This is a genomic window from Sphingomonas sp. 2R-10 (assembly GCF_030062225.1).
GTDB lineage: Bacteria > Pseudomonadota > Alphaproteobacteria > Sphingomonadales > Sphingomonadaceae > Sphingomonas.
Genome location: NZ_JASCXF010000046.1, coordinates 14,726 through 31,545 on the forward strand (window position 1 = coordinate 14,726; position 16,820 = coordinate 31,545).

A 16,820-nucleotide genomic window follows, 5' to 3' on the forward strand; every position below is an offset into this window, starting at 1 on the left:
CCGCCCGCGAAACGAAACCGCCCTGCCCGGCGTTGAGCGACGAGCGATGATAAAGGTGGCCAGCTACAATATGCGCAAAGCGATCGGCACCGATCGCCGCCGCATGCCCGAACGCACGCTTGAGGTACTGCGCGAGATCGATGCCGATATCGTCGCGCTGCAGGAATGCGACCGCCGGCTGGGCGAGCGCGCCGGGGTGATCCCGCTGCACATGCTGGACGAACACAGCCCATGGATGGCGGTGCCGGTCGCGATCCGTGCGCAGTCGATGGGTTGGCATGGCAACGCGCTGCTGGTGCGCAAGGACGCGCTGGTGACCGCCGAGCGACGGATCGAGATCCCGGCGCTGGAGCCGCGCGGTGCCGTGCGGGCAGACGTCGCGACGAACGGCGTGACGCTGCGGGTGGTCGGCATGCACCTCGACCTGTCTGGGCTGTGGCGGCGCAAGCAGGCGCATGCCATCCTCCACGAGGTCGAGGGATGCAGCCCCGCGCTGCCCAGCGTGCTGATGGGCGACCTGAACGAATGGACGCCGCGATCGGGGTGCCTGCGCGACTTCGCGCGGACGCACAGCTTTGCCGAAACGGGACCGAGCTTCCATGCAAGGCATCCGGTCGGTCGGCTCGACCGGATCATGGTGTCGGGCGGGCTGCGCATCGTCGATGCCGGTACGCACCACAGCGCCGCCGCACGCAAGGCATCGGACCATCTGCCGATCTGGGCGACGCTCGAACCGGCATGAGCGAGACGCCGCTGCACGAACGCGAACTGCGCCTTGCCCTTGTCTGCTACGGCGGGATCAGCCTGGCGGTCTACATGCACGGGCTGGTCAAGGAGGTCTGGCACATCGCCCGCGCCAGCCGCGCGGTGCAGGACGCCGGCACGCCCTTGACCGGCAGCGCCGGGGTGTATCAGGCGATGCTGGACGAACTCGCCGACCTGAGCGGCATCCGGCTGCGCGTGCTGGCCGACATCGTCGCCGGGGCGAGTGCCGGCGGAATCAACGGCGTGTTCCTGGCGCAGGCGGTGGCGACCGGCCAGTCGCTCGACCCGCTGACCGAATTGTGGCTGGAGGGCGCGGATATCGAGGCGCTGATCGATCCGGCACAGGCGCCTTCCAGCGCGCTGTCGCGGCCATGGGCGCGGCCGATCGCGTGGATGGCGCTGGGCCGGGAGGGAGAGGATGCGTCGAGCGTCGATATCGCCGCGCGCGACGAACTGCGCGCCAAGCTCGACCGGTTCGTCCGCGCCCGGTGGTTCGAGCCGCCGTTCGGCGGGCGGGCGATGGTCGACATGCTGCTGAATGCATTCGAGGCGATGGCGGCGGGGCCGGTCGGACCACGCCTGTTGCCGCCGGGCCAGCCGCTCGACCTGTTCGTCACCGTCACCGACTTTGCCGGCCATCCCGAATTGCTGCGGCTCAATTCGCCGAGGGAGGTGGTGGAGACCGAGCACCGCATCGTCATCGGCTTTTCCGATCATGGCGACGGGCCGCTGGCCGATCCGGCCGACCTGGTCTTCGCGGCGCGGGCGACGTCGAGCTTTCCCGGTGCCTTCCCGCCGTTCCGGGTCGGCGAACTGGACGCGGCGCTCAAGGATCGCGGGACTTCGTGGCCGGGGCGCGAGGCGTTCCTGCGCCGGGTGCTGCCGCGGCAGGCGGCGGTGGGCATGGTCGAGCAGGCAGCGCTGATCGACGGGTCGGTGCTGGCCAACGCCCCGTTCCGTCCGGCGATCGACGCGCTGCGCGAACGCCCGGCGCGGCGGCAGATCGACCGGCGCTTCGTCTATCTCGACCCCGCGCCCAACCACAAGTTCGGCATCGGCACCGCCGCCGATGGACCGCCGGGGTTCTTCCAGACGATCCTTGGCGCGCTGTCCGAACTGCCGCGCAAGCAGCCGATCCGCGACAATCTGGACGCGATCCAGCGGCGGTCGGAACGGATCGAGCGGATGCTGGCGATCGTCGAGAAGCTGCGCGCCGGGGTGGAGACGGAGGTCGAGCAGCTGTTCGGCTATACGCTGTTCCTCGACTGGCCGACGCCCGCGCGGCTGGCGGGATGGCGGCGGCGGGCGCAGGTGCAGGCGGCCAAACGCGCCGGCTACGGCCATGCCGCCTACGGGCTGCTCAAGGTCGATCAGGTGCTCGACCGGCTGGCGGAGCGGGTCGCGTCGCTGGCCGACGATCCCGCGCCCGAGCGGTGGCGGCGGTTGCGCGAAGGCTTTGCCGCCAGCGTCGTCGAGCGCGGGGCCGACCGGTTCGACGGCGACGGGGCGTCGGATGCCGCGATCGATTTCCTGCGCACCCACGACCTCGCCTTTCGCATCCGGCGGCTGCGGCTGCTGGTGCGCACCGTGTCGGCGATGGAACCCGAACGGGACCCCGCGACGCTGGCACCGGTGCGCGAGGCGATCTTCGCCAGCCTGACCCCCTATCTGGCGTGCGAGCGGGCGGACCGGTTCGCCGCGGTGCGGCCGCTGGCGCAGGACAAGCGCGCCGATCCGGGCGAGGTGCTGGCGGCGATGGCGCAGGCGATGGACCTGACCGGCCTCGACGGCGAGACCGACGAGCGGCTGTCGGCGGCGCTGGCGGCGGCCCCGCGCGAGATACGGCGCCCGCTGCTGCTCGCCTATCTCGGCTTTCCGTTCTTCGACATCGCGACGCTGCCGCTGCTGGGCGGCGAAGGGCTGGACGAGTTCGATCCGGTGCGCGTCGACCGGATCGCGCCCGACGATGCCCCGTCGATCCGGGCGGGCGGGGCCGAGGCGACGCTGAAGGGCATCCGCTTCAACAATTTCGGGGCGTTCTTCAGCCGGCCGTACCGCGAGAACGACTATCTGTGGGGGCGGCTGCACGGGGCGGAGCGGATGATCGACATCGCACTGTCGACGCTGCCCCTCGAGGTCCGCCTGCCCCCCGGCTGGATCACCAGGCACAAGCGCGCCGCGTTCCGCGCGATCCTCGACGAGGAGCAGGACCGGCTGACGACGATCCAGCCGCTGTTCGCGGAATTGCGCGCGGAGATCGGGTAGAGCGCCCGAGCCGATCGCTCGCCGCCCGGACAGGGGGCCTCTGCGAAAGTCGGGAGGCCCCCGATCTTACCGTACCCCCGCGCAGGCGGGGGTCCAGAGCCGCGCGTAACAACGGTTTGCGCCTCTGGCCCCTGGACCCCCGCCTGCGCGGGGGTACGAGGAAGAGGCTTTCGCAGAGGTGGCCGGTCGGGGCGGGAAGTGACCGCCTCCGCTGCTGCCATGGGGGTCGATCGGGCGCCGTCCGCGGCTATTGGAATTTCGCGGCCGACGGGCGTAAGGATGGTGCGAGAACCACGACGAAGGCGCCACCCCATGCAGTTCCTGAAAACCCTGTTCTGGGCCCTGCTGGTCGGGGTCATGGTCGCGTTTGCGCTGAACAACATGACGATGGTGCCGCTGAAGCTGTGGGGATCGCTCTATGCCGATGTGAACCTGCCGCTGCTGTTGCTGGTCACCTTCCTCGCGGGGTTCCTGCCGACCTTCGTCGCGCTGCACCTGACACGCTGGCGGCTGCGGCAGCGGATCGTGGCGACCGACCGGACGCTGGCCGACCTGCACCGCGACCCGCCGGCGAGCCTTCCCGCCGACCCCGCGCCGATCCCGGCACAGGCGACGCCGGGAGGCGTGCTGTGAGCCGCTCCCCCATCTATGTCGCGATCGATACCCCCGACCTCGACCGGGCGAAGGCGCTGGCGCAGGCGGTGCGCGGGCATGTCGGCGGGCTGAAGCTGGGCCTCGAATTCTTCATGGCCAATGGCCGGGCGGGGGTGCGGACGATGGCCGATCTCGGCCTGCCGATCTTCCTCGACCTGAAGTTCCATGACATTCCCAATACCGTCGCCAAGGCGATCCAGGCGCTGGGGCCGCTCGATCCGGCGATCCTGACGGTCCATGCCGCCGGGGGCCGGGCGATGCTGGAGGATGCCAAGGCGGCGGCACCGGTGGGGACGAAGGTCGTCGCGGTGACGATGCTGACCAGCCTCGACTCGCACGACCTGTCGTCGATCGGCCTGACGCCGGACCCGCACGAACAGGTGGTGCGGCTGACCGAACTGGCGAAGAGCGCCGGGATCGACGGGGTGGTGTGTTCGGGCGCCGAGGTGGCCGCGGCGAAGAAGGCGTGGCCGCAGGGGTTCTTCGTCGTGCCTGGCGTGCGGCCGGCGGACGGGGTGGCGGGCGACCAGAAGCGGGTGGTGACTCCGCGCGCAGCGCTGGACGCGGGCGCGTCGGTGCTGGTGATCGGGCGGCCGATCACGCAGGCGGCGGACCCGGATCAGGCGGCCAGGGCGATCGAGGCGACTTTATAGCGCCCGCAAGGTCGAGCGCAGCTCGACCGAGCCCCACCGGGCGCTATCGGCCGGCGGCGCGGAAAGCGCCGATCGACGACGCGGGCTTTGCCCGTGGCGGGGCTGGATCGCTGGCCTGCGCCCGTGCCCTTGCGATCGTCGCCCCGCACTTGGTCCGGGGTGACGCTTCCTACCGCCCGTAGCAGAGAAGAAGCGGGACCCCGGATCAGGTCGAAACCTCTGCAAAAGCCCTCAATCCGTACCCCGGCGAAGGCCGGGGCCCAAGTTGGGGGGCATTGGCAAGATACGGAAAAGCCTTTCCAACTGGACCCCGGCCTTCGCCGGGGTACGGCGAGGCGTTGGCTCGGTTCGAGACCTTCCAGACGCCTCGGCTCGATCCGGGGTGACGTGGGGGTGAGGGTCTGGGCCAATTCGTGTCGCTGCGCCGAGTGACGTCGGTATTCAGGATCACCGATCAAGCATCTGTTTTCCGGACAATAATCTTCAGACGTCTTTCCAAAGGTCACAAAGGTCACACTCGCCACGCTTTCGCGCATGACCTGTCCCCTCCCCGCCCGCTCGCGATCCGACATTGTCAAAGAAGCTGCTACCTGACCGGCACAACCGTTCGTCGCCACCCTGCTCGATCGTCCGTTTGTAGGAAAGCCGTTCTTCCCCTGAACCAACGCCCCCGCCCGACGTTGCGGGAGCAACATAGGCGGAGGGATGATGGACAAGCGGACAGTGTTCGTGACCGGCGGCGAATCGGGCATCGGTGCGGCGTGCGCGGCGGCGTTCGGCGCACAGGGTGACCGGGTAGCGATCGGATATCACGCCGACACGGCAGCGGCGGATGCCAGTGCGGCGGCGGTGCGCCATGCCGGGGGCGAGGCGATGACGGTCAAGGCCGATGTCGCCGACGAGGCGTCGGTCGATGCCGCCTTTGCCGCGGTCGAGCGGGCATGGGGGCCCGCGGCGGTGCTGGTCAATTCGGCCGGCCTCAACATGTCGGGCGTGACGGTGCGCGACATGACTCTGGACCAGTGGCGGCGGCTGATCGACACCGACCTGACCGGTGCGTTCCTGACATCGCGCCGGTTCCTGACCGGGCGCGGCACGCAGGCGGCCGACGCGGCGATCCTGCATATCTCGTCGATCCACGCCTATGCGGTGCGCGCCGGGGGTGCGGACTATTGCGCGGCGAAGGGCGGGCTGTCGAATCTGGTCGAGACGCTGGCGATCGAGGAAGCGCCGCGCCGCATCCGGGTGAACGCGATCGAGCCCGGCATGATCCTGACGCCGATGAACGCGCAGGCGAGCGCCGATCCGACCTATCGCGCGACGCTGGAGCGCAACATCCCGCTGGGGCGCGCGGGCCAGGCGGCGGAGGTCGCGGACCTGGCGGTGTTCCTCGCGTCGGACAAGGCGCGCTATATCACCGGAGCGCGGATCGTGATCGATGGCGGGCTGTCGCTGATGCAGGCGCTGGGCGCATGACCCATCCGGACCCCGCATCGCCGGTCGCCGATCCGCATCGCAAGGACGCGGTGGGTGACAACGCCCTTGCGCTGGATTTCAACGTCAAGCGGATCGAGCAGGTGACGATCGAGGGACCGCCCGAGCTGATGGCGCGCGACCTGATGAGCCCCTATGTCTGGCAGGAACGCGACGGCCGGTTCGCGATGATGGTCCGCGCGGTCGTGCCGCCGGGACAGGCGCTGACCGATACCGGCGTGATCTGGGCCGGGTGGAGCGACGACGGGCGGCATTTCCGGATGCTGGACGCGCCGTCGATCGTGCCGGGACCGGGCGATCACGACGCCGGCGGGGTCGAGGACCCGACGGTGATGCGGACCGATGCCGGCTATGTCGTCTATTATTCCGGCGTGCTGGCGGACCATTCGCATGGCGAGTTGTCCTATGCCGCCGGTCCCGCGCTGGACGCGCTGACCAAGAGCGGGGTGGCGCTGGCGTCGTCGAAGTCGGAGGGCAATACCAAGGAGGCGACGGTCGACCGCACGCCCGATGGCGGGTGGCGGCTGTTCTACGAATATGCCGCCGACGAGGCGTCGCGGATCGGGCTGGCGGTCGGGCCGGACGTGGCGGGGCCGTGGACCGAGCAGCCGACGCCGTTCACGCCGCGCGAGCGGAGCTGGGACGACTGGCACCTGTCGACCGGGCCGTTGCTGACCGATCAGCCCGACCGGCCGGTTATGTTCTACAACGGCGCGACGCGCGATGCGCGCTGGCGGATCGGATGGGTGGCGTTCGACGCCGGCTATACGCGGGTCGTCGCGCGCGGGATCGAACCGCTGGTCACGCCGCCGCCGGTCGACGACCGCAGCGCGACCGACATCGCCTTCGCCGCGTCGGTGATCGTGGTGGAGGGGGCGATCTGGCTGTATTACTCGCTGGAGGACCGGCGGCTGGCCCGGGCGCTGATCCGGCGGAGTTGAGGGGGCACCAACGTACCGTACCCCCGCGCAGGCGGGGGCGAGGATCGTTTGGCGAAGCGTTGGCCTGCCTGGCTCTGGCCCCCCGCCTGCACAGGGGTACGGTTCGGGCGGGGGATCGATCCTCGTGTATCGGGCGTCGAGCCCCCCCCTTTCGTCACTCCCGCGAAGGCGGGAGTCCATAGACGCTGGCGTTGCGGATCGAGCCGATACGTTGGCATGTATGGATTCCCGCCTGCGCGGGAATGACGAATGTCATGCGGCCCCGGTTCTCTTTCCTCCCCCAACCCTCTACATCCGCGCCCCATGACCCTCACCAAGATCTGCGGCCTGTCTACGCCCGAAACGCTCGCCGCTGCCCTTGCCGCGGGGGCGAGTCATGTCGGGTTCGTGTTCTTCGCCCCCTCCCCGCGCAATGTCGGGTTCGACGTGGCGGCGGGGCTGGCGCAGATGGTGCCGGACGGGCGAGCGAAGGTCGGGGTGTTCGTCGATCCCGACGATGCGCTGATCGATGCGGCGCTGGCCGCCGCGCGGCTCGACGTGGTGCAGCTGCACAGGACCGCGCCGGATCGGATCGCGGCGATCCGTGCCCGGACCGCGCGGGAGACATGGGGCGCGGTGGCGGTGAAGACGCGCGGCGATCTGGATGGCGCGCGGGCGCTGGGTGGCGCGGCGGACCGGGTGCTGTACGACGCCAAGACCCCGCCCGGCGCGGCGCTGCCGGGCGGCATGGGACTGCGGTTCGACTGGGGACTGCTCGACGGGTTTCGCCATCCGTTGCCATGGGCGCTGTCGGGCGGGCTCGACGCCACGAATGTGGCGGAGGCGATCCGGGTGACGCGCGCGCCGCTGGTCGACGTGTCGTCGGGGGTCGAGGCTGTCGCCGGCGTCAAGGACGTCGCGAGGATCGCGGCCTTCTGTGCGGCGGTGCGGGGCGCCTGACGCCTCGACAGCGACGCGCGTGCCGCGTAACGGGAACGCCATGAACGCCCCCAACAGCTATCGCGCCCAGCCCGACGATCGCGGGCATTTCGGCCAGTTCGGCGGCCGCTATGTCGCCGAAACGCTGATGCCGCTGATCCTCGACCTCGACCGCGAGTACAAGGCGGCGAAGGCCGACCCGGCCTTTGCGGCACAGTTCGACGACCTGATGACGCATTATGTCGGGCGGCCGAGCCCGCTCTATCATGCCGAACGGTTGAGCGAGACGCTGCGTGGCGGGGCCGCGCCGGGCATGGGGGCGCAGGTGTGGTTCAAGCGCGACGAGCTGAACCATACCGGCGCGCACAAGATCAACAACTGCATCGGTCAGATCCTGCTGGCGATCCGCATGGGCAAGACGCGGATCATCGCCGAGACGGGTGCGGGCCAGCATGGCGTGGCGACCGCGGCGGTCTGCGCGCGCTTCGGCCTGCCCTGCGTCATCTATATGGGTGCGCGCGATATCGAGCGGCAGCAGCCCAACGTGTTCCGCATGAAGCTGCTGGGTGCCGAGGTGCGGCCGGTGACGAGCGGTGCGGCGACGCTGTCCGATGCGATGAACGAGGGGCTGCGCGACTGGGTCGCGAACGTCCACGACACTTTCTACATCATCGGCACCGCCGCCGGGCCGCATCCCTATCCGGAGCTGGTGCGCGATTTCCAGAGCATCATCGGGCGCGAGGCGCGCGCGCAGATGCTGGAGCGGACCGGCCGGCTGCCCGACCTGCTGGTCGCGGCGATCGGTGGCGGGTCCAACGCGATCGGGCTGTTCCACCCGTTCCTCGACGATGCGGACGTCGCGATGCTGGGCGTCGAGGCGGCGGGACATGGGCTGGACAAGGACCATGCGGCGTCGCTGGCCGGCGGCTTTCCCGGCATCCTGCACGGCAACAAGACGTACCTGTTGCAGGACGAGGACGGGCAGATCGCCGAGGGGCATTCGATCTCGGCCGGGCTCGATTATCCGGGGATCGGGCCGGAACATGCGTGGCTGCGCGATATCGGCCGCGTCGAATATGACAGCGCGACCGATGTCGAGGCGCTGGACGCGTTCCAGCTGCTGTGCCGGAGCGAGGGGATCATCCCCGCGCTGGAGCCGGCGCACGCGATCGCGGCGGTGGCGCGGCGGGCGAAGACCATGCGCAGCGACCAGATCATCCTCGCGAACCTGTGCGGGCGGGGGGACAAGGATATCTTCACGGTGGCCGCGGCGCTGGGGGTGGAGATCTAATAGCCCTCTCCCCGCTTGCGGGGAGAGGGTTGGGAGAGGGGAAGTGCGCGACGCTTTGTTGATCGAACGGGCAAAGGCTGCGCGGATGGCTCCTACTCCTGCCGAGCAACGGTTATGGTTTGCGCTCAGGGCCCAGCGGTTTGCCGGTGTGAAGTTCCGGCGACAGAAAGTGATCGGGCCGTTTATCGCCGACTTCGCCAGCAATGTGCCGAAGCTGGTGGTCGAATTGGACGGGCATTTGCACGGGACTACCACAGAGTATGATGCCGCTCGCACCGCCTATTTGACCGAACTCGGCTATCGGGTAGTGCGGTTCACCAATGCCGACGTGATGCATAATTTGGAAGGCGTGTTGCGCTTGTTGGAAGACGTTGTGAACAATCCCCTCTCCCAACCCTCTCCCCTGAAGGGGAGAGGGCTTTGACCCGTCTGGCCACCGCCTTTGCCAAGGGCCGCCCGGCACTCGTGTGCTTCGTCACCGCCGGTGATCCGACGCCCGACGCCACGCCCGCCATTCTCGACGCGCTGGTCGCGGGCGGGGCGGACGTGATCGAGCTGGGGATGCCGTTCACCGATCCGATGGCCGACGGGCCGGCGATCCAGTCGGCGAACATCCGCAGCCTCGCCGCCGGAACGCGGACCGCCGACGTATTGCGCATCGCGACCGGGTTTCGTGGCAGGCATCCCGACGTGCCGCTGGTGCTGATGGGCTATGCCAATCCGATGGTGCGGCGCGGCGCGGCGTGGTTCGCACAGGCCGCCGCCGCCGCCGGGGTCGACGGGGTGATCTGCGTCGACATCCCGCCCGAGGAGGACGATGCGCTGGGCGTGCAACTGCGCGAGCAGGGGATCGCCGCGATCCGGCTGGCGACGCCGACGACCGACGCCGCGCGCCTGCCGCGGGTGCTGGAGGGGGCCGGCGGGTTCCTCTATTACGTCTCGGTCGCGGGGATCACCGGCAAGCAGCAGGCGGTGCAGGCGTCGATCGACGACGCGGTCGCCCGACTGAAGGCGGCGACCGACCTGCCGATCGCGGTCGGATTCGGCGTGCGCACCCCCGAACAGGCGGCGAATATCGCGCGCGTCGCGGACGGCGTAGTCGTCGGATCGGCGATCGTCGAGATCGTTGCACAGCATGGCGCCAACGCCGCCGGCCCGGTCCAAACCTATATCGAAAGCCTTGCCGCGGCGATCGCGGCGGCGTCAAAGGAACCCGCATGAGCTGGCTCAACCGCGTCCGTAACGCCCTCCCCTTCGTCGCGCGCAAGGAAACGCCCGACCATCTCTGGCACAAGTGCAAGGGCTGCGGGCAGATGATCTTCACCAGGGAGTGGGAAGAGAACCTCCACGTTTGTCCGAAATGCGACCATCACGGGCGCATCGGGCCGAAGGAGCGGTTCCAGCAGCTGTTCGACGCGGGCAGCGTCGAAATCCTGCCGAACCCGAAGGTCGCCGAGGATCCGCTGAAGTTCCGCGACAGCAAGCGCTATGTCGACCGGCTGAAGGCGGCGCGGACCGACACCGGCGAACAGGACGCGTATCAGAACGCCTATGGCCTGATCGAGGGGCGCGGCTGCGTGGTCGGCGTCCAGAATTTCGCGTTCATGGGCGGGTCGATGGGCCAGTTCGTCGGCGAGGCGTTCATCGCCGGCGTGGAGGCGGCGATCGCGCGCGGCGTGCCGTACATCGTCTTCACCGCCAGCGGCGGCGCGCGGATGCAGGAGGGTATCCTCAGCCTGATGCAGATGCCGCGCACCACCGTCGCGATCGAGATGCTGCACGATACGGGCCTCCCCTATCTGGTGGTGCTGACCGACCCGACCTCGGGCGGAGTGATGGCGGCCTATGCGATGCTGGGCGACGTGCAGATCGCCGAGCCCAAGGCGACGCTGGCGTTCACCGGGCGGCGGGTGATCGAGAGCACGATCCGCGAGAAGCTGCCCGACGATTTCCAGACCAGCGAATATTATCGCGACCACGGCCTGATCGACCGCGTGACGCATCGCCGCGATCTGCCGGGCGAGCTGGCGCAGCTGATCGAGTTTCTGGGGCGCAAGGAAGCGGCTTGACGATGTAGCTCCTCCCCGCTCGCGGGGAGGGGAACCAGCCGCAGGCTGGTGGAGGGGGATCGCCCCGCAATGCAACGGTGCCGAACGGGGCAACCCGCCTCCACCATGCTGCGCATGGTCCCCCTCCCCGCGCAGCGGGGAGGAGCCTTTTAATGCCCGATTTCGCGATTTCCACCGATCCCGCCGTGCAGGCGCAGCTTAACCGGCTGGTGACGCTGTCGCCGGGCGCCGATGTGCTCGGCCTCGACCGGATCGGGCGGCTGCTGGCGCGGCTGGGCGATCCGCAGCTGCGCCTGCCGCCGGTGTTCCATGTCGCGGGGACCAACGGCAAGGGATCGACCTGCGCCTGTCTGCGCGCGGCGATGGAGGCGGCCGGCCTGCGCGTCCATGTCTATGCCAGCCCGCATCTGGTGCGGTTCAACGAACGCATCCGGCTGGCGGGCACGCTGATCGACGATGCGGCACTGGCCGGGGTGCTGGGCGAGGTGCTGGACGTCGCCGGGGGGATCGACGCGAGCTTTTTCGAGATCACCACGGCCGCCGCATTCCTCGCCTTTGCCCGCACGCCGGCCGATGCGTGCGTGGTCGAGGTGGGTCTGGGCGGGCGACTGGACGCGACCAACGTCCTGCCCGCGCCGGTCGCGTGCGGGATTGCGGCGCTGGGCATCGATCACGAGGCGTTTCTGGGATCGTCGCTGGTGGGGATCGCGGGCGAAAAGGCCGGGATCGCCAAGCCCGGCGTGCCGATCGTCACCCTCGCCTACCCGCCCGAAATCGCCGCGCGCGTGGCGGAGACGGTGGCGGCGGCGGGCGGGATGCTGGTCGCGCGCGGGACGGCGTGGGAGCTGGACGGGGGGCGGTATCGCGATGCGCAGGGGGCGATCGACCTGCCCGAACCGGCGCTGGCCGGGGCGCACCAGCGCGACAACCTCGCGCTCGCCACCGCGATGCTGCGGCATCAGTCGGCGGTGCCGGTGCCCGACGACGCGATCGTCGCGGGCGCGCAGGCGGCGCGCTGGCCGGCGCGGATGCAGCGGTTGCGCAGCGGCGGGCCGCTGACCGGGCGGGTCGATCCGCGCCACGGCGTCTGGCTGGACGGCGCGCATAACGAATCCGCCGCGATCGAGGTCGCGCGTACGTGGCCGCGGATCAGCCGGGGCGAACGGTCGGCGCTGGTGCTGGGGATGCTGGCGAACAAGGATGCCGACGCGGTGCTGGCGCATCTGGCCCAAGTGGTCGACCATGTCGTCGCGGTGCCGGTGCCGGGGCACGCGCATCATGCACCGGGCGAACTGGCGAAGATGGCGCGGGGGCTGGGCCTCACCGCCGATGTCGCGACCGATCCGGCAGCCGCGCTCGATCTGCTGGCGCGGTCGGAGCCGGAGGCGGTGTTGATCGCGGGATCGCTGTATCTGGCGGGGACGGTGCTGGCGGCGAATGACGAGGTGCCGGTTTAGTTTTTTTCACGCGAAGGTGCGGAGGCACGGAATAAGAAGGAACTGGTTCGCGCAGAGGCGCAGAGGACGCAGAGAGGTTGCCGATCGGGCAGGCGTCACTTATTCGGTGAAGCCTTTTCCCTTCGGTCGGCCATGAAAGGAAAGCCGCTGTCGCGGCCAGCGCATCATCTCCGCGTCCTCTGCGCCTCTGCGCGAAAACTAAACTCTTCCTGCGCGCCTTCGCGTAAATCAATCCTTCCGAAGCTCCCGCCGCCACCGTACCCATTCGAGGAGCACGAATACCACCGCGACCAGTCCCAGCGCGGCGGTGAAGCGGAAGACCGGGGCATAACCCATCTGCTCGACCGCCTCACCCAGCCCGGCGCGGCCCAGCGAGCCGACCAGCAGGGTCAGCGACGACAGCAGCGCATACTGGACCGCGCTGTATTCCTTGCTGGCGATCGAGGAGAGATAGGCGACGAACGCCGCGCCGGCGAGGCCACCGGCGATGTTCTCGCCCGAGATGGTGACCAGCAGCCGCACCATCCGCGCGTCGACACCCAGACCGTGCAGCCCGAGCGTGCCCGCGACCGCATCGATCACCGGGGCCCCGGCGGCGAGGTCGGCATAGAGCAGGTTGCTGGCCGCGGCGACGATCGCACCGATCAGCAGCGTCGGCATCCGCCCGAGCACCGCGAACGAAATGCCGCCGATCGATACGCCGAGGATCGTCATGCCGACGCCGAATATCTTCGACGCGAAGGCGACCTCGTCGTTGGTGTACTTCAGTTCCTCGAGATAGAAGGGATAGGCGAACGGCCCCCAGATCGAATCGCACAGCCGGTAGCTGAGGATCAGGCCCAGCACGATCACCACGCCGAACCCCAGCCGCCCGACCAGTTCGGCCATCGGCAGGATCAGCGCGCGATAGCCGTGTTCGACGAAGCCCGGCGTACGTTCGGCCCCGGCCGCGTCCCATCCGAAATAGCGCGCGTCGAGCGTCCGGCGGTTGAGCCATGCCGCCACCAGCGCGGGCACGACCACCGTCGCGACGACGATCCACGGCCCGGTCAGCCGGGTGAAGTCGCCGACGCTGGGTGGCGTCTCGCCCACTGGCGTGCCCAGCACCCGCGCCATGAACGCGGCGATGGTCAGGATCGCCCAGCCCCAGCACAGGCCGACGACGATCAGCCCGGTACGCTTGTCGCGCAGGCTGGGGCCGGGGATGGCCACGCCGTCCTGCTGGACCGCGGGGCGCGGGGTGTCGGGGGCGAGCAGCGTGACCAGCAACAGCAGCGCCATCGCCCCGCCCATGATCGCATAGACCGTCTGCCACCCGATCCGCGCCGCCAGCACCAGCGCCAGCGCGCCGCCGATCAGCGTCGCGATGCGATAGCCGAGCTGGTAGATCGACGACAGGATACCGAGCGTCGCACGATCGTCGGCGACGTCAATCCGCCACGCGTCGATCACCACGTCCTGCGTCGCGGCGGCGAACGCGCCGATCACCGCGACCAGCGCGAACCAGCCGATCGCCGCCGCCGGATCGCTGATCGCGAGCAACAGGAAGGTCGCGGCCAGCACCGCCTGGCACATCAACAGCCACGACCGCCGCCGCCCGAAGCGTTCGAGTAGCGGCAGGCGCAGCCGGTCGACCACCGGCGACCACAGGAACTTGAAGGCATAGACCAGACCGATCCACGACAGCAGGCCGATGGTGGCGAGGTTGATCTTCGCCTCGCCAAGCCACGCGTTCAGCGTGCCGAGCAGCAGCGTGAACGGCAGCCCGGCCGCAAGGCCGAAGGCGAGCATCGCGCCGGTCTTGCGATTGTTCAGCCCCATGCGGATCAGCGCCAGCCCCTTGGGCGCGGCTTCGGTCATTCACGTCCTCCCCGGAAGGGGCGCGACCGTAGAAGGGGTTGGCGGTGGCGGCAAGGTGGGCTCGCCCGGTCGCTGGCGGGTCGTCCGGGTCGGGCCTGTCGGAAGAAGATCGGGTTCATGCGGAGGCGCGGAGACGCGGAGGAAGAAGAGGTTTCGCGCAGAGGCGCAGAGGACGCAGAGATGGTGCGTCCCGCCGCGAAGCGGCTTTCTTTCCTCTGCCGGCCGAAGTGAGAGGCTTCGCCGGACAGGCAACGCCCGCCCGATCAACAACCTCTCTGCGTCCTCTGCGCCTCTGCGCGATGAACCTTCTTCCTTCTCCTCCTCCGCGCCTCCGCGCCTCCGCGTGAACCGACTCTTCTACGAAATCCGGCGGCCGCATTCTCGACGGGCGCTTCCCGACAGGCTCGAAGCTGTTCGAACCGAACGTGGTCTTGTGGCGGTGGGTTACGCCGCCGTGCTGAACAGGTTGAAGCCGCTCGGCAGGCGGCGGGGCAGTTTCGCGCCGCCGATCACCGCGTCGATCGCGTCGATCGCGCCCAGCAGGTCCTTTTGCGGATAGGGCTTGGCGAGGCAGCCGGCCGCAAAGACCTGCGCGTCCTGCGGGCAGCTGCCGGTTACCAGCAGGACCGGCACGCCGTGCCCATGGGCGCAGCGGGCGACGTCCAGCCCGCTGCCGTCCGACAGGTTGATGTCGACCAGCACGAGGTCGATCTCCATTCCGCCGTCCAGCGCCGCACAGGCGCCCGCGACGGTATCGACGGTGGCGGCGATCTCGAACCCCGCGCTGCCGAGGAAATGTTCGGTGTCGAACGCGACCAGCGGTTCGTCCTCGACGACCAGTATCCGGTTGATGTGCCGCTTCTTGCGCCCGAACAACATAGCCCCACTCGCTTTCCACCGGGATGCAACCAGCTTATACGAAGCCTCAAACTCGCGAAGGCGACGAAGGAACCGCTTCGGCTGAAACTTTCGTCACATCGCCGCAAACGGATACGCACATCATCGTTACTCCCCCCGAATCACCCGGTGAATCCCCCCGCGACGGCCAGCGCATCGCCAAGCTGATGGCGCGCGCCGGCGTGGCGTCGCGCCGCGACGTCGAGCGCATGATCACCGCCGGACGCGTCGCGCTGAACGGCGTCGTCGTCGAGACGCCCGCGACGATCCTGCCCAACCTGAAGGGCGTGACGGTCGACGGCGCGCCCGTCGCCGCGCCCGAGCCGACGCGGCTGTTCCGGTTCCACAAGCCCGCCGGCACGCTGACCGCCGAGCGCGACGGCGCGGGGCGGCCGACGATCTACGACCGGCTGCCGAAGGACCTGCCGCGGCTGATCCCGGTCGGGCGGCTCGACCTGAATACCGAGGGGCTGTTGCTGATGACGACCGACGGCGAGTTCAAGCGCCGTCTGGAACTGCCCGCGACCGGGGTCGAGCGGACCTATCGCGCGCGCGCCTATGGCGAGATCAGCCAGGAGCAGCTCGAGGACCTGATGATGGGGATCGAGATCGAGGGCGTGCGCTACGGCCCGATCAACGCGAACCTCGAACGGCGTACCGGGACCAATACCTGGATCGAGATGACGCTGACCGAGGGCAAGAACCGCGAGGTCCGCCGGGTGCTGGAGCATCTGGGCCTCAAGGTCTCGCGCCTGATCCGCACGCGCTACGGCCCGTTCAACCTGCTCGACCTGGCCGAGGGCGAGGTCGAGGAGATCCGCCAGCACGAGCTGGTCGCGTTCCGCAAGACGCTGACCAACAAGCCGGCCAGCAAGGCGGCACCCGAGGGGGCCGATCCGGCGGCGCTCAAGGCATGGAAGCGCGCGACGCCGCTGCCGCGGCCCGAGCCGGTGGCGACCGAAGGCCGCTTCGACGAACGCCGCCCGCGGACCGAGCGTGATGGCCAGCGTTCGGGGTTCAGCGGGCGCCGGCCCGACCGCGAGGCACCAGGCGGCGAACGGCGCAGCTTCGGTGCGCGGCCGCAGGGCACGGGCGAACGCAGCGGGTTCGGCGCACGGCCGCAGGGCGATGCCCGCCGGGTCGGGCCGCGCACCCATGCGACCGAACGGCCGGTCGAACGCCGCGACGGCTTCGATCCGCTGGCGCAGGCGGGGCAGACGCCGGCCGAACGCCGCCAGCCGGGACTGGGCGACCGGCGCGCCTATGGCGATCGTCCGGCCGCCGGCGACAATCCGCGCGCGCGCCGGGCGGCGGCCCATGCCGAACGGCCGGGCTATGACGGGGTCGCCCGCCTGCCCCGCAAGCCGCGCGAGGCAGCGCCGCAGGACGGCCGCCCCGACGGACGCCGGCCGCGCGCCGCCGAACCGCAGCCGGTCCGGGAACCGCGCGGTCCGGTCGATCGCCGCATGACGCAGGAGGAGGCCGCCGACGCCGACCGGACGAGCTTCGTCGACCGGCCCAAGCGCAAGCCCGCCGGCTGGGCGAAGGCCGCACCC

Annotated in this window: 15 protein-coding genes; 13 read left to right on the forward strand and 2 right to left on the reverse strand. The window is 69.8% G+C overall.

All coding sequences use genetic code 11. The features are described 5' to 3' along the window. Positions 1-46: 46 nt before the first annotated feature. From QLH51_RS17150 to QLH51_RS17205, 12 genes are all read left to right on the forward strand, one after another. Positions 47-742, forward strand: a complete 696-nt coding sequence (locus tag QLH51_RS17150) for an endonuclease/exonuclease/phosphatase family protein (RefSeq protein WP_125661613.1) — start codon at positions 47-49, stop codon at positions 740-742. Beyond that, entirely contained in the window at positions 739-3,030 is a 2,292-nt protein-coding gene (locus tag QLH51_RS17155) for a patatin-like protein (RefSeq protein ID WP_125661610.1), read from the forward strand. Before QLH51_RS17150 ends, QLH51_RS17155 begins: the two co-directional genes overlap by 4 nt. A gap of 312 nt (positions 3,031-3,342) precedes the next feature. Continuing rightward, positions 3,343-3,663 carry a lipopolysaccharide assembly protein LapA domain-containing protein gene (locus QLH51_RS17160; protein ID WP_125661608.1) on the forward strand — a complete coding sequence of 107 codons (321 nt, stop codon included), beginning with the start codon at positions 3,343-3,345 and terminating at the stop codon, positions 3,661-3,663. Further along, complete coding sequence (gene pyrF / locus QLH51_RS17165; protein WP_125661605.1) at positions 3,660-4,337, forward strand: orotidine-5'-phosphate decarboxylase; 678 nt, start codon at positions 3,660-3,662, stop codon at positions 4,335-4,337. The genes QLH51_RS17160 and pyrF overlap by 4 nt, the downstream gene beginning before the upstream one ends. Before the next feature lie 708 nt (positions 4,338-5,045). Beyond that, positions 5,046-5,813, forward strand: a complete 768-nt coding sequence (locus QLH51_RS17170) for an SDR family oxidoreductase (RefSeq protein WP_125661602.1) — start codon at positions 5,046-5,048, stop codon at positions 5,811-5,813. Then, positions 5,810-6,772: a hypothetical protein gene (locus tag QLH51_RS17175; RefSeq protein ID WP_206429257.1), complete on the forward strand. Its 963-nt coding sequence runs from the start codon at positions 5,810-5,812 to the stop codon at positions 6,770-6,772. The genes QLH51_RS17170 and QLH51_RS17175 overlap by 4 nt, the downstream gene beginning before the upstream one ends. Before the next feature lie 303 nt (positions 6,773-7,075). Continuing rightward, positions 7,076-7,711 (forward strand): phosphoribosylanthranilate isomerase, encoded by a 636-nt coding sequence (locus QLH51_RS17180; RefSeq protein WP_125661599.1) that lies wholly within the window; start codon positions 7,076-7,078, stop codon positions 7,709-7,711. A 40-nt stretch (positions 7,712-7,751) separates the two neighbouring features. Then, positions 7,752-8,981: a tryptophan synthase subunit beta gene (trpB, locus tag QLH51_RS17185; RefSeq protein ID WP_125661596.1), complete on the forward strand. Its 1,230-nt coding sequence runs from the start codon at positions 7,752-7,754 to the stop codon at positions 8,979-8,981. Positions 8,982-9,024: 43 nt separating this feature from the next. After that, positions 9,025-9,405, forward strand: coding sequence for an endonuclease domain-containing protein (locus QLH51_RS17190; protein WP_206429256.1), 381 nt, complete (start codon positions 9,025-9,027; stop codon positions 9,403-9,405). Further along, positions 9,402-10,202, forward strand: a complete 801-nt coding sequence (gene trpA, locus QLH51_RS17195; RefSeq protein WP_125661593.1) for a tryptophan synthase subunit alpha — start codon at positions 9,402-9,404, stop codon at positions 10,200-10,202. Before QLH51_RS17190 ends, trpA begins: the two co-directional genes overlap by 4 nt. Beyond that, a complete protein-coding gene (gene accD / locus QLH51_RS17200) occupies positions 10,199-11,050 on the forward strand; it encodes an acetyl-CoA carboxylase, carboxyltransferase subunit beta (protein ID WP_125661590.1) in 852 nt (283 codons plus the stop codon). Before trpA ends, accD begins: the two co-directional genes overlap by 4 nt. Positions 11,051-11,202: 152 nt before the next feature. Next, complete coding sequence (locus QLH51_RS17205) at positions 11,203-12,507, forward strand: bifunctional folylpolyglutamate synthase/dihydrofolate synthase (RefSeq protein WP_125661587.1); 1,305 nt, start codon at positions 11,203-11,205, stop codon at positions 12,505-12,507. 228 nt (positions 12,508-12,735) lie between these two features. On the opposite strand, the gene QLH51_RS17210 is transcribed toward QLH51_RS17205, so the two are convergent. Both QLH51_RS17210 and QLH51_RS17215 read right to left on the reverse strand, forming a co-directional pair. Further along, a complete protein-coding gene (locus QLH51_RS17210) occupies positions 12,736-14,367 on the reverse strand; it encodes an AmpG family muropeptide MFS transporter (protein WP_206429255.1) in 1,632 nt (543 codons plus the stop codon). A 444-nt stretch (positions 14,368-14,811) separates the two neighbouring features. Then, a complete protein-coding gene (locus tag QLH51_RS17215) occupies positions 14,812-15,246 on the reverse strand; it encodes a response regulator (RefSeq protein ID WP_125661584.1) in 435 nt (144 codons plus the stop codon). Between the two features lie 185 nt (positions 15,247-15,431). Between QLH51_RS17215 and QLH51_RS17220 the strand changes: the two genes are divergently transcribed. Then, a partial coding sequence (locus QLH51_RS17220) for a pseudouridine synthase (RefSeq protein WP_283514647.1) occupies positions 15,432-16,820 on the forward strand: 1,389 nt, incomplete at its 3' end.